This window comes from Klebsiella sp. HN106 (assembly GCF_051209435.1).
Taxonomy (GTDB): domain Bacteria; phylum Pseudomonadota; class Gammaproteobacteria; order Enterobacterales; family Enterobacteriaceae; genus Klebsiella; species Klebsiella oxytoca.
In genome coordinates, this window is record NZ_JBLURD010000003.1 from 267,528 (window position 1) to 281,052 (window position 13,525).

The following is a 13,525-nucleotide window of genomic DNA, read 5'->3' on the forward strand; positions in this document are numbered from 1 at the left end:
ATAAACATAACTTTATAAAAAAATAAATTTTGTGAAGTTGGCGGTATCTTTTTTGTTTTGCCTGTGGTGATATAGTGTCGTCTTCATTTTATGGACAAAGAGAAAGCGATGAGTCAGTCAGAATCCAGTTCGCTCCCTAACGGTATCGGCCTTGCCCCCTGGCTTCGCATGAAGCAGGAAGGCATGACCGAAAACGAGAGCCGTATCGTCGAATGGTTGCTTACCCCCGGCAATCTCAGCGATGCGCCGGCCATTAAAGACGTCGCGGAAGCGCTGTCGGTATCAGAAGCCATGATCGTTAAGGTTTCTAAGCTGCTCGGGTTTAGCGGTTTTCGTAACCTGCGCAGCGCGCTGGAGGCCTACTTTTCGCAATCTGAGCAGGTGCTACCGACCGAGCTCTCCTTTGATGAAGCGCCGCAGGATGTGGTGAACAAGGTGTTTAACATCACTCTGCGCACCATTATGGAAGGCCAGTCGATCGTTAACGTCGACGAGATTCACCGCGCGGCGCGCTTTTTCGCTCAGGCTAACCAGCGCGATCTTTACGGCGCGGGCGGCTCCAACGCCATCTGCGCCGACGTGCAGCATAAATTTTTACGTATCGGCGTGCGCTGCCAGGCCTACCCGGACGCGCATATCATGATGATGTCCGCCTCGTTGCTGAAAGAAGGCGATGTGGTGCTGGTGGTTTCACACTCCGGGCGCACCAGCGATATTAAATCCGCGGTGGAGCTGGCTAAAAAGAACGGGGCAAAAATTATTTGCATCACCCACAGCTATCATTCGCCGATTGCCAAATTAGCTGATTTTATTATTTGTTCGCCAGCACCAGAGACACCTTTATTAGGCCGAAACGCCTCAGCGCGTATATTACAACTGACATTATTAGATGCATTCTTTGTTTCCGTTGCCCAGCTTAATATTGAACAAGCGAATTTAAACATGCAAAAAACCGGCGCAATTGTTAATTTCTTTTCTCCAGGCGCGCTGAAGTAAATAAAAAGCCGATCCCACATCAGTGGGATCAATAAAATTGTATCTTACACCGAGAGTATTGATATGAATAAATATCTGAAACTTTTCAGCGGCGCGGCTATGGGCGTAATGTTATCCACCAGCGCCTTTGCCGCCGCCGATTATGCCGTGGTCTTAAAAACCTTATCCAACCCATTCTGGGTTGATATGAAAAAGGGTATTGAAGACGAAGCCAAAACCCTGGGCGTGAGCGTCGATATTTTTGCCTCACCTTCTGAAGGGGATTTTCAGTCGCAGCTGCAGCTGTTTGAAGACCTGAGCAATAAAAACTACAAAGGTATCGCCTTTGCCCCCCTCTCATCGGTAAACCTGGTGATGCCGGTGGCTAAAGCCTGGAAAAAGGGTATCTATCTGGTCAACCTCGATGAAAAAATCGATATGGATAACCTGAAGAAAGCCGGCGGCAACGTAGAAGGTTTTGTCACCACCGATAACGTGGCGGTCGGGGCAAAAGGCGCAGAGTTTATCATCGACAAACTGGGTGCTGAAGGCGGCGAAGTCGCTATTATCGAAGGCAAAGCCGGTAACGCGTCCGGTGAGGCCCGCCGCAATGGCGCCACCGAAGCTTTCAAAAAAGCGAGTCAAATCAATCTGGTTGCCAGTCAGCCTGCCGACTGGGACCGCATCAAGGCGCTGGACGTCGCCACCAACGTGCTGCAGCGTAACCCGAACGTTAAAGCGATCTACTGCGCCAACGACACCATGGCAATGGGCGTCGCCCAGGCCGTCGCTAATGCCGGCAAAACCGGCAAGGTACTGGTAGTCGGTACCGACGGCATTCCTGAAGCGCGCAAAATGGTCGAAGCCGGACAGATGACCGCCACAGTCGCCCAGAACCCGGCGGATATTGGCGCTACGGGTCTTAAGCTGATGGTCGATGCTGAGAAGAGCGGCAAAGTCATCCCTCTGGATAAAGCCCCGCAGTTTAAGCTGGTGGACTCCATTCTGGTGACGAAATAAGACTAACCTTGTACTGACGGTTGCCCCCACCCCGACCCTCTCCCCCACGGAGAGGGTGAAAATATAAGGAAAATCTATGCTCACGCCATATATTTCAATGGCGGGGATCGGCAAATCCTTTGGCCCGGTTCACGCATTAAAATCGGTTGATTTAACTATTTACCCCCATGAAATACATGCGTTATTAGGGGAAAATGGTGCCGGTAAATCAACGCTGATGAAAGTTCTGTCGGGAATACATGAACCGACCAAAGGCACCATTACGATTAATAACGTTAACTACGACAAGCTTGATCATAAATTAGCGGCCCAGCTCGGCATTGGAATTATTTATCAGGAACTCAGCGTCATTGATGAATTAACGGTGCTGGAGAATTTATATATTGGCCGCCATCTGACGAAAAAAGTCTGCGGCGTCAACGTGATCGACTGGAAAGAAATGCGCGTGCGGGCGGCGATGATGCTGCTGCGCGTCGGGCTAAAGATCGACTTAGACGAAAAGGTGGCAAACCTCTCCATCAGCCACAAGCAGATGCTGGAAATCGCCAAGACGCTGATGCTTGATGCCAAAGTTCTGATCATGGATGAACCGACCTCCTCGCTGACCAATAAAGAGGTGGACTATCTGTTTCTGATCATGAATCAGCTGCGGAAAGAGGGCACCGCCATTGTCTATATCTCACACAAGCTGGCGGAAATACGCCGCATCTGCGACCGCTACACGGTCATGAAAGACGGCAGCAGCGTCTGCAGCGGGATGGTCAGCGAAGTGAATAACGATGACATCGTTCGTCTGATGGTTGGCCGCGAACTGCAAAACCGCTTCAACGCCATGAAAGAGAGCACCGGCAATATCGCCCGCGAGACGGTGTTTGAAGTGAAAAACGTCACCAGCCATGACAAGAAAAAGGTACGCGATATCTCGTTTAGCGTGAATCGCGGCGAAATTCTCGGTTTTGCCGGACTGGTCGGTTCCGGGCGCACCGAGCTGATGGACTGCCTGTTTGGGGTTGATAAGCGTAGCAGCGGTGAAATTTACCTCAACGGCAAAGCGATCTCCCCCCGCTCGCCGCTGGACGCCTTAAAGAAAGGCATGGGCTACATCACCGAAAGCCGCCGGGAAAACGGCTTTTTCCCCAATTTTTCTATCGCCCAGAATATGGCAGTCAGCCAGAGCCTGAAGCGCGGCGGCTACAAAGGGGCCATGGGGTTGTTCCGCGAAGGCGACGAACGCAAAACGGCGGAAGAGCAGCGCAAGCTGCTGGCGCTGAAGTGCCATTCGGTCGATCAGAACATTACCGAGCTATCCGGCGGTAACCAGCAGAAGGTGCTGATATCGAAATGGCTATGCTGCAGCCCCGAAGTGATCATTTTTGACGAGCCGACGCGCGGTATCGACGTGGGCGCAAAAGCCGAAATTTATAAAGTGATGCGCCAGCTGGCCGATGACGGAAAAGTCATCCTGATGGTGTCATCCGAACTACCTGAAATTATCGCCGTCTGCGACCGCATTGCCGTGTTCTGCGAAGGGCGACTGACGCAAATCCTGACCAATCGCGACGATATGAGCGAAGAGGAGATTATGGCATGGGCACTACCACAAGAGTAAAAGGCGATATGGACGAGAAAAAACCGTTTAACTTCGCGCTGTTCTGGGATAAATACGGCACCTTTTTTATCCTCGCTATCATCGTCGCCATCTTCGGCACCCTGTCGTCAGAGTACTTCCTGACGACCAACAACATTACGCAGATCTTTGTCCAGAGTTCGGTCACCGTGCTGATCGGCATGGGCGAGTTCTTCGCGATCCTCGTCGCCGGGATCGACCTGTCGGTCGGGGCGATCCTCGCGCTCTCCGGGATGGTCACCGCCAAGCTGATGCTGGCGGGCGTTGACCCGTTCCTTGCGGCGCTGATCGGCGGCGTGCTGGTCGGCGGCGCGCTGGGCGCCATCAACGGCTGTCTGGTCAACTGGACCGGGCTGCATCCGTTCATTATTACCCTCGGCACCAACGCCATCTTCCGCGGTATCACGCTGGTTATCTCTGATGCCAACTCGGTGTACGGCTTTTCATTTGATTTCGTTAACTTCTTTGCCGCCACGCCGCTGGGCATCCCGGTGCCGGTGATCTTCTCGCTGATTGTGGCGCTGATCCTGTGGTTCCTGACCACCCGTATGCGCGTCGGCCGCAATATCTACGCGCTGGGCGGCAACAAAAACTCCGCTTTCTACTCCGGTATCGACGTCAAGTTTCACATGCTGCTGGTGTTCATCATTTCCGGTATTTGCGCCGGACTGGCGGGCGTGGTCTCTACCGCGCGTCTCGGCGCAGCAGAGCCGCTGGCCGGTATGGGCTTTGAAACCTACGCCATCGCCAGCGCCATCATCGGCGGTACCAGCTTCTTCGGCGGCAAAGGACGCATCTTCTCGGTGGTCATCGGCGGCCTGATTATCGGCACTATCAATAACGGACTGAACATTCTGCAAGTACAAACCTACTACCAGCTGGTGGTAATGGGCGGATTAATCATCGCGGCTGTCGCCCTCGACCGTCTTATCAGTAAGTAAGGAATTTATCATGAAAATTGCTCCCTCTTTAATGTGTATGGATCTGCTGAAATTTAAAGAACAGATCGAGTTTATCGACCAGCATGCAGACTATTTTCACATCGATATCATGGACGGTCATTTTGTGCCGAACCTGACCCTGTCGCCGTTTTTCGTCGGCCAGGTCAAAAAGCTGGCCAGCAAACCGCTGGATTGCCATCTGATGGTCACCCGCCCGCAGGATTACATTAGCCAGCTGGCGCAGGCGGGGGCGGATTTTATCACCCTGCATCCGGAAACCATCAACGGCCAGGCCTTCCGCCTGATCGAAGAAATTCGACGCCACGGCATGAAAGTCGGGCTGATCCTTAACCCGGAAACCCCGGTTGAGACCATGAAGTACTACATTCATAAAGCCGACAAAATCACGGTAATGACCGTCGATCCGGGCTTTGCCGGACAGCCATTTATCCCGGAAATGCTGGAGAAAATCGCTGAACTTAAAGCCTGGCGCGAGCGCGAAGGGCTGAACTACGAGATCGAAATCGATGGCTCCTGCAATAAAGCCACCTATGAAAAACTGATGGCGGCGGGCGCGGACGTCTTTATCGTCGGCACTTCGGGCCTCTTTAATCACGCCGAGAAGATTGAAGAGGCGTGGCAGATCATGGTCGAGCAAATTCTGGCGGCAAAAAACGAGGTACAGCCTCATGCAAAAACAGCGTAACGTCGTCGCGGGCGTGGATATGGGAGCGACTCATATCCGTTTTTGCCTGCAAACGGCGCAGGGCGAAGCGCTGCACTGCGAAAAGCTGCGTACCGCGGAGGTGATTAACGCCGACGGCCTGGTTAACGGCATTAAAAACCTGCTACAGCAGCAGCTAAACCAACATGATGCCCGCTGCTGCGGGCTGGTGATGGGGTTTCCGGCGCTGGTGGCAAAAGACAAGCGGACGATTATCTCCACCCCCAACCTGCCTCTGGCCACTGACGATCTGTATAACCTGGCGGACCGGCTGGAAGCGGCGCTGGGCTGCCCGGTGGAGTTTTCCCGCGATGTGAATCTGCAGCTCTCTTTTGATGTGCAGCAGAACGGCCTGCAGGAGCAGGAGGTGCTGGCGGCCTATCTTGGCACCGGTATGGGCTTCGCGGTCTGGCTAAACGGCGGGCCGTGGACCGGCGCCCACGGCGTGGCGGGCGAGCTGGGGCATATCCCCCAGGGCGATGACGCCCTCACCTGCGCCTGCGGCAACCCCGCCTGTCTGGAAACCGTCTGCTCCGGCATTGCGCTAAAGCGCTGGTATGAACAGCAGCCGCGCGCGTACGAACTGGGCGAGCTGTTCGTTCATGCCGCACAGGAGCCGTTTGTGCAGCAGTTGCTGAATCATGCCGCCCGCGCCATCGCCACCAGTATTAACCTGTTCGACCCCGATGCGGTGATCCTCGGCGGCGGAGTAATGGATATGCCCGCTTTCCCGCGCGACGCCCTAATCACCAGGGTTAAAACCTACGTTCGCCGTCCGCTACCGTATCAGGCCGTACGCTTTATCGCCGCTTCCTCCTCGGCGTTTAACGGCGCCCGGGGCGCGGCGGCGCTGGCGAGAAGCCGTTATTTGACCTAGCCCAATAAGCGCAGCACCGCTTTCAAGCCTGCCCGCTATCCTCCCCGGAAGCGGAGCTGCGCCCCTCCCGGGCTATCCATCATCGTCTGTCCGAGCGCGTCACCTGCTCCCGCGTCGACACGTCAAAACTGACGATAGCCTGTTTTTCGTCAGCATTTCGCCCAAAAAAACAACGTATCATCAGGCGATACCCACAATGAAAACATGGCATAGAAGATGCATAGTGACGGCGCGATAGCGCGTATGCGCCAATTGATTAACTGGAGCAAGACCGATGAAAAAAGTCGTCACGGTTTGTCCGTATTGCGCATCAGGTTGCAAAATCAACCTGGTGGTCGATAACGGCAAAATCGTTCGGGCGGAAGCGGCACAGGGGAAAACCAACCAGGGAACCCTGTGTCTGAAAGGCTATTATGGCTGGGACTTCATTAACGATACCCAGATCCTTACCCCGCGCCTGAAAACCCCTATGATCCGTCGCCAGCGCGGCGGCAAGCTGGAATCCGTCTCCTGGGATGAGGCGCTCGATTACGTCGCCACTCGCCTCAGCGCTATTAAAGAGAAATATGGCCCGGACGCGATTCAGACTACCGGCTCGTCCCGCGGAACGGGTAACGAAACCAACTATGTGATGCAAAAATTCGCGCGCGCCGTTATTGGTACCAATAACGTCGACTGCTGCGCTCGCGTCTGACACGGCCCATCGGTTGCAGGTCTGCACCAATCGGTCGGTAACGGCGCTATGAGTAATGCCATCACCGAGATCGACAATACCGATCTCGTGTTTATCTTCGGGTATAACCCGGCAGATTCACACCCTATTGTGGCGAATCACGTGATTAACGCCAAACGCAACGGGGCAAAAATCATCGTCTGCGATCCGCGTAAAATTGAAACCGCGCGCATTGCCGATATGCACATTGCGCTGAAGAACGGCTCGAATATCGCGCTGCTCAACGCTATCGGGCACGTGATTATCGAAGAAGACCTCTACGATAAATCCTTCGTCGCCAGCCGTTCTGAGGGCTTCGAAGAGTATCGCAAAATCGTCGAAGGCTACACGCCAGAGTCGGTGGAAGAGATCACCGGCGTGAGCGCCCAGGAGATCCGCGCCTGCGCCCGTATGTATGCCAGCGCGAAATCCGCCGCGATCCTGTGGGGCATGGGCGTGACCCAGTTCTACCAGGGCGTGGAAACCGTACGTTCGCTGACCAGCCTGGCGATCCTCACCGGCAACCTCGGCAAGCCGAGCGTCGGCGTCAACCCGGTGCGCGGCCAGAACAACGTTCAGGGCGCCTGCGACATGGGCGCGCTGCCGGATACCTATCCGGGCTATCAATACGTTAAGTTCCCGGAGAACCGCGAGAAGTTCGCCAAAGCCTGGGGCGTCGATAGCCTGCCGGCGCACACCGGCTACCGCATCAGCGAGCTGCCGCACCGCGCGGCGCATGGCGAAGTGCGGGCGGCGTATATTATGGGGGAAGATCCGCTCCAGACCGACGCCGAGCTGTCCGCAGTGCGTAAGGCATTCGACGATCTGGAACTGGTTATCGTCCAGGATATTTTCATGACCAAAACCGCCTCAGCGGCCGACGTTATCCTGCCGTCCACCTCGTGGGGCGAGCACGAAGGCGTCTATACCGCAGCGGACCGCGGCTTCCAGCGCTTCTTTAAAGCGGTAGAGCCGAAATGGGACCTGAAAACCGACTGGCAGATTATCAGCGAAATCGCTACCCGGATGGGCTACAAGATGCACTACAACAACACCCAGGAGATCTGGGACGAGTTGCGGCATCTGTGTCCGGATTTCTACGGCGCCACCTACGAGAAAATGGGCGAGCTAGGCTACGTCATGTGGCCGTGCCGCGATGAGTCCGACGCCGATCAGGGGACCTCTTATTTGTTTAAAGAGAAGTTCGATACCCCGAACGGTCTGGCGCAGTTCTTCACCTGCGACTGGGTCGCGCCGATTGACAAACTCACCGAAGAGTACCCGATGGTGCTGTCGACGGTGCGCGAAGTCGGCCACTACTCGTGCCGTTCGATGACCGGTAACTGTGCGGCGCTGGCCGCGCTGGCGGATGAACCTGGCTATGCGCAAATCAACACCGCCGATGCCGAACGTTTGGGCATTGAGGATGAGGCGCTGGTGTGGGTGAACTCGCGTAAGGGCCGTATTATCACCCGCGCGCAGGTCAGCGATCGTCCGAATAAAGGGGCGGTCTATATGACCTACCAGTGGTGGATTGGCGCCTGTAACGAGCTGGTTTCCGAGAACCTGAGCCCGATAACCAAAACGCCGGAGTACAAGTACTGCGCCGTCAACGTTGAGCCGATTGCCGACCAGCGTGCCGCTGAGCAGTACGTCATTGATGAGTACAACAAGCTGAAAGCCCGCCTGCGCGAAAGCGCGCTGGGTTAATCGGACCGCCTCCCCGGAGGCGGTGCTTCGCACCTGGCCGGGCTACCGGACCGCAGAAGACTGTGAATCAATCCCCCCGGATGGCGGCTAACACCTTATCCGGGCTAACGGACCGCAGACGACTGTGAATCTGTAGCCCGGGCAAGGCGCGTCGGCGCCGCCCCCGGGGAAACAGACGGCACGATTATTCGGATAAACCATAAGTATCCCCCACGAGTTCCCGGCGTTTTCTTCTTCTTCCCCTGCCTTTATACTGCTCGTTATGTCCTCTACCGATAATAAAAAATGAAATACCTCTATTTACTGCTGGTGATAGCAAGCTTCACCTCAGGCGCCATGGAACCAGGTAGCCAGTATAGACAGCAGGCCGAAGCCGGCGATCCACGTGCACAATATTACCTGGCGGATACTTACGTCAGCTTCGGCGATTTTCCCCAGGCCGAATTCTGGGCGCAGAAAGCCGCAGACAACGGCGATGGCGACGCGCTGGCGCTGCTGGCCCAGCTCAAAATCCGCAATCCTCAGCAGGCCGACTACCACCAGGCTAAAGTGCTGGCGGAAAAGTCCGTACAAACAGGCAGCAAGGCGGGGGAAATTGTTCTCGCCCGGGTGCTGGTGAACCAGCAGGCCGGTACGCCGAACTACCCCCACGCCATCACTCTGTTACAGCACGCCGCGCAGGATCCGGAAAGCGATTCAGCCGTTGACGCTCAGATGCTGCTGGGGCTGATTTACGCCAGCGGCGTTCATCTTCCGGAAGATGATGTCAAAGCGACGCAGTACTTTAAAGAGAGCTCTGCCCTCTCCCGTACCGGCTACGCCGAATACTGGGCCGGGATGCTTTTCCTGCAGGGGGAAAAAGGCTTTATCGAACCGAACCGGCAGAAAGCGCTGCACTGGCTCAACGTTAGCTGTCAGGAGGGGTTTGATACCGGCTGTGAAGAGTTCGACAGGATAAGTAAAAGATAAGAAAAAGCCCGGCGCAGTCCATACGCCGGGCTTGTTGGAGATGTTCACCAGCCGTTCTGGCTGGAGTGTTTCGGCCGGGTCAGGCGTTAGCCGCCGACAGAAACGCGACGCTTTTCTCTCAGGCCCGGTGCGATGTCACCGGGCTTTCTGTTTTATTGCGCCGTTTTATCAAATTTGCCCAGCACTTCACGCTCATACGCCAGCGCTTTTTTGCGGTCAAATTTGTGTTCCCACTTGGCGATAACCAGCACCGCCAGCGCGTTGCCCACCACGTTCAGCGCGGTACGCGCCATATCGAGGATACGGTCAACGCCGGCGATAAACGCCAGACCTTCCAGCGGAATGCCCACGCTGCCCAGCGTCGCCAGCAGCACCACGAAGGAGACGCCCGGTACGCCGGCAATCCCTTTCGACGTCACCATCAGCGTCAGCACGAGGGTAATTTCCTGCCAGATGGACAGATCAATACCGTACAGCTGGGCGATGAAGATAGCCGCAATACTCTGATACAGCGTCGAGCCGTCGAGGTTAAAGGAGTAGCCGGTCGGCACCACGAAGCTGGTGATCGACGCTGGCGCGCCGTAGGCTTCCATCTTCTCGATAATACGCGGCAGCACGCTCTCGGAGCTGGCGGTAGAGTAGGCCAGAATCAGCTCATCCTTCAGAATGCGGATCAGGGTCCAGATGCTCAGTCCGCATACCCGCGCCACGATGCCAAGCACCACCAGCGCGAAGAACAGAATGGCGAAATAAACCAGAATCACCAGCTTCGCCAGCGGCCACAGTGAAGCGAAGCCGAAGGTCGCCACGGTCACCGAGATCAGCGCGAACACGCCCACCGGCGCGTAGCGCATCACCATATGCGTCACTTTAAACATGGTTTCAGAGATAGAGCGGAACACCGTGACCAGCGGTTCACGATGGGTAGCGGGCAGCGAGGAAAGGCCGAGACCAAATAGCACCGAGAAGAAGATGATCGGCAGCATGTCGCCCTTCGCCATCGAAGCCACGATATTGGTCGGTACCAGCGAGAGGATGGTGCCCATCAGGCCATGCGCGTGGCTCTGTACTTCTGCCGTGGTGTTTTGATATTTCGAAATATCCACCGCCGCCAGCTGCGACATATCAATGCCGCTTCCTGGCTGAAAGACGTTAGCCAGGGTAATCCCCAGCACGATGGCCACCGTGGTGATCACTTCAAAATAGATAATGGTTTTCGCGCCGATACGGCCCAGCTGCTTCGCATCGCCTACGCCGGCAATGCCGACCACCAGGGTCGAGATGACGATCGGTACGACGATCATTTTAATCAGATGGATAAAGATATCGCCCGCCGGGGTCAGCAGGTTCGAGATTAACCAGTCACGGCTTTCGGCGTGGTAATGCAGGTAACTGCCCAGAAGTATGCCCAGCACCAGAGCCAGCAAAATTTGCCAGGCCAGGCTGACTTTTGTTTTTTTCTTCACTACAGACTTCCTCGATGAAAGGCGCCATTCCAGGAGGTAATGGCACCCACTGAAAGGGGTATGAATTGTGTTGCGTTGCTTTATGGGGTTATTTAACGCGCAATATCAGTATCATTTGCACGGCATGCTGCGCAAGTCTTTAAGAACAGCGGTTTACTCTGGTTTTATGCATAAACTCGCTAATATCCCCAACTTATCTTGCATAAGTATTTGTTATAAAAAATATTTAATAAATTCATTTTCTATAAATCCATTTCAGAAATTATTTCACCTCAAAGTTTCATTTGATTGATTTTCATTCAGTTCAATCAATGCGTGATCTGTCCCCCAAATAGCAAACAAAGCCGCCAAAGCCCCTACTATTAACGTTTATTTGACATATATTTAACAACCTACAGGAGAAAAAAAGCCATGAGCCAAATACATAAACACTCTATTCCCGCTAATATTGCGGAACGCTGCCTGATTAACCCGGAACAGTACGAGGCGCAGTATCAGCAGTCCGTCACCGACCCAGATGCCTTCTGGGGCGAACAGGGCAAAATTCTCGACTGGATCAAGCCCTACACGCGCGTGAAAAACACCTCGTTCGCGCCGGGTAATATCTCCATCAAATGGTACGAAGACGGCACCCTTAACCTGGCCGCTAACTGTCTCGATCGCCATCTGGCGGAGCGCGGCGACCAGACGGCCATCATCTGGGAAGGCGACGACGCCAGCCAGAGCAAAAATATCACTTATCGCGAACTCCACCGCGATGTCTGCCGCTTTGCCAATGTCCTGCTCGACCTCGGCATTAAAAAGGGCGATGTCGTGGCTATCTATATGCCGATGGTGCCGGAAGCCGCGGTGGCCATGCTGGCCTGCGCCCGCATCGGCGCTATCCATTCGGTGATTTTCGGCGGCTTCTCACCGGAAGCAGTCGCCGGACGTATCATAGATTCCAACTCCCGCCTGGTGATCACCTCTGATGAAGGCCTGCGCGCCGGTCGCGCGATCCCGCTGAAGAAGAACGTCGACGACGCGCTGAAAAACCCGCACGTGAAGAGCATCGAAAACGTGGTGGTGTTTAAACGTACCGGCGGCAAAATCGACTGGCAGGAAGGCCGCGACCTGTGGTGGAGCGATCTGATTGAGAAAGCCAGCGCGGAACACCAGCCTGAAGAGATGAACGCTGAAGATCCGCTGTTTATCCTTTATACCTCCGGCTCGACCGGTAAGCCAAAGGGCGTACTGCATACTACCGGCGGTTACCTGGTCTATGCGGCCTCAACGTTTAAATACGTTTTTGACTACCATCCGGGCGACATCTACTGGTGCACCGCCGACGTCGGCTGGGTCACCGGCCACAGCTACCTCCTGTACGGTCCGCTGGCCTGCGGCGCGACGACGCTGATGTTCGAGGGCGTACCGAACTGGCCAACCCCGGCGCGCATGTGCCAGGTGGTCGACAAGCATCAGGTCAACATTCTTTATACCGCCCCCACGGCGATCCGCGCGCTGATGGCGGAAGGCGATAAGGCTATTGAAGGCACCGACCGCTCTTCCCTGCGCATTCTCGGCTCCGTCGGCGAACCAATTAACCCGGAAGCCTGGGAGTGGTACTGGAAGAAGATCGGCAACGAGAAGTGCCCGGTGATGGACACCTGGTGGCAAACCGAAACCGGCGGCTTTATGATCACCCCGCTGCCCGGCGCCATTGAGCTGAAGGCCGGTTCCGCGACGCGTCCCTTCTTCGGCGTTCAGCCGGTGCTGGTGGATAACGAAGGCACGCCGCTGGAAGGCGCCACCGAAGGTAACCTGGCGATCGCCGACTCCTGGCCGGGCCAGGCGCGTACGCTGTTTGGCGACCACGAACGCTTCGAACAGACCTACTTTTCGACCTTTAAAAATATGTACTTCAGCGGCGACGGCGCGCGCCGTGACGAAGATGGCTACTACTGGATCACCGGTCGCGTCGATGACGTGCTGAACGTTTCCGGCCACCGTCTCGGAACCGCCGAAATCGAATCGGCGCTGGTGTCGCATCCGAAAATCGCCGAAGCGGCGGTGGTCGGCATTCCGCATAACATCAAAGGCCAGGCCATTTACGCTTACGTCACTCTCAACCATGGCGAAGAACCGACGCCGGAGCTCTACGCCGAGGTGCGCAACTGGGTCCGTAAGGAGATTGGCCCGCTGGCGACGCCGGACGTGCTGCACTGGACCGATTCGTTACCGAAAACCCGTTCGGGCAAAATCATGCGCCGTATACTGCGCAAAATTGCCGCGGGCGATACCAGTAATCTCGGCGATACCTCAACGCTTGCCGATCCTGGCGTGGTGGAAAAACTGCTCGAAGAGAAGCAGGCCATCGCTATGCCATCATAAACTAACCGATCCCCTACACCCTCTCCCCACCAGGGGAGAGGATATAAATACCCACTCCCCAAGGATTTCAGGTAGCAGGAAAGCGGTAAACAGGCTGACTCCCGACAGTTAACTGCCGGGGGGATAAGTGTTGC

At 55.5% G+C, this 13,525-nt stretch carries 10 protein-coding genes; 9 read left to right on the forward strand and 1 reads right to left on the reverse strand.

The features are described 5' to 3' along the window. Positions 1 to 108 precede the first annotated feature (108 nt). The 8 genes from ACSIPU_RS12275 (at position 109) to ACSIPU_RS12310 (ending at position 9,555) form a co-directional block, all read left to right on the forward strand. Positions 109 to 996: a MurR/RpiR family transcriptional regulator gene (locus ACSIPU_RS12275; protein ID WP_004137474.1), complete on the forward strand. Its 888-nt coding sequence runs from the start codon at positions 109 to 111 to the stop codon at positions 994 to 996. A 63-nt stretch (positions 997 to 1,059) separates the two neighbouring features. Continuing rightward, on the forward strand, positions 1,060 to 1,995 hold the full coding sequence (gene alsB, locus ACSIPU_RS12280) for a D-allose transporter substrate-binding protein (protein WP_070557068.1): 936 nt from the start codon (positions 1,060 to 1,062) through the stop codon (positions 1,993 to 1,995). Between the two features lie 76 nt (positions 1,996 to 2,071). After that, positions 2,072 to 3,604, forward strand: coding sequence for a D-allose ABC transporter ATP-binding protein AlsA (alsA, locus tag ACSIPU_RS12285; protein WP_004109412.1), 1,533 nt, complete (start codon positions 2,072 to 2,074; stop codon positions 3,602 to 3,604). Further along, positions 3,583 to 4,563, forward strand: coding sequence for a D-allose ABC transporter permease (gene alsC, locus ACSIPU_RS12290; RefSeq protein WP_004109413.1), 981 nt, complete (start codon positions 3,583 to 3,585; stop codon positions 4,561 to 4,563). The genes alsA and alsC overlap by 22 nt, the downstream gene beginning before the upstream one ends. A gap of 10 nt (positions 4,564 to 4,573) precedes the next feature. After that, complete coding sequence (gene alsE, locus ACSIPU_RS12295; protein ID WP_004109415.1) at positions 4,574 to 5,269, forward strand: D-allulose 6-phosphate 3-epimerase; 696 nt, start codon at positions 4,574 to 4,576, stop codon at positions 5,267 to 5,269. After that, a complete protein-coding gene (gene alsK, locus ACSIPU_RS12300; protein WP_032728779.1) occupies positions 5,253 to 6,164 on the forward strand; it encodes an allose kinase in 912 nt (303 codons plus the stop codon). Before alsE ends, alsK begins: the two co-directional genes overlap by 17 nt. Before the next feature lie 274 nt (positions 6,165 to 6,438). Further along, positions 6,439 to 8,586 (forward strand): formate dehydrogenase subunit alpha, encoded by a 2,148-nt coding sequence (gene fdhF / locus ACSIPU_RS12305; RefSeq protein ID WP_077598860.1) that lies wholly within the window; start codon positions 6,439 to 6,441, stop codon positions 8,584 to 8,586. A 285-nt stretch (positions 8,587 to 8,871) separates the two neighbouring features. Next, positions 8,872 to 9,555: a tetratricopeptide repeat protein gene (locus ACSIPU_RS12310; protein ID WP_004109426.1), complete on the forward strand. Its 684-nt coding sequence runs from the start codon at positions 8,872 to 8,874 to the stop codon at positions 9,553 to 9,555. 152 nt (positions 9,556 to 9,707) lie between these two features. Here the strand turns inward: ACSIPU_RS12310 and gltP are convergent, their stop codons facing one another. Beyond that, positions 9,708 to 11,021 (reverse strand): glutamate/aspartate:proton symporter GltP, encoded by a 1,314-nt coding sequence (gene gltP, locus ACSIPU_RS12315; RefSeq protein WP_004109428.1) that lies wholly within the window; start codon positions 11,019 to 11,021, stop codon positions 9,708 to 9,710. A gap of 411 nt (positions 11,022 to 11,432) precedes the next feature. On the opposite strand from gltP, the gene acs reads away from it, so the two are divergent. Then, positions 11,433 to 13,391, forward strand: coding sequence for an acetate--CoA ligase (gene acs, locus ACSIPU_RS12320; RefSeq protein ID WP_004109430.1), 1,959 nt, complete (start codon positions 11,433 to 11,435; stop codon positions 13,389 to 13,391). Positions 13,392 to 13,525: the final 134 nt, after the last annotated feature.

Excerpts from the sequence above, each read along its gene's own strand:
- alsC (WP_004109413.1), top strand. The coding sequence starts at position 3,583 with ATGGGCACTACCACAAGAGTAAAAGGCGATATGGACGAGAAAAAACCG.
- ACSIPU_RS12310 (WP_004109426.1), top strand. The coding sequence starts at position 8,872 with ATGAAATACCTCTATTTACTGCTGGTGATAGCAAGCTTCACCTCAGGC.
- acs (WP_004109430.1), top strand. The coding sequence starts at position 11,433 with ATGAGCCAAATACATAAACACTCTATTCCCGCTAATATTGCGGAACGC.
- ACSIPU_RS12275 (WP_004137474.1), top strand. The coding sequence starts at position 109 with ATGAGTCAGTCAGAATCCAGTTCGCTCCCTAACGGTATCGGCCTTGCC.
- alsK (WP_032728779.1), top strand. The coding sequence starts at position 5,253 with ATGCAAAAACAGCGTAACGTCGTCGCGGGCGTGGATATGGGAGCGACT.
- alsE (WP_004109415.1), top strand. The coding sequence starts at position 4,574 with ATGAAAATTGCTCCCTCTTTAATGTGTATGGATCTGCTGAAATTTAAA.
- alsA (WP_004109412.1), top strand. The coding sequence starts at position 2,072 with ATGCTCACGCCATATATTTCAATGGCGGGGATCGGCAAATCCTTTGGC.
- alsB (WP_070557068.1), top strand. The coding sequence starts at position 1,060 with ATGAATAAATATCTGAAACTTTTCAGCGGCGCGGCTATGGGCGTAATG.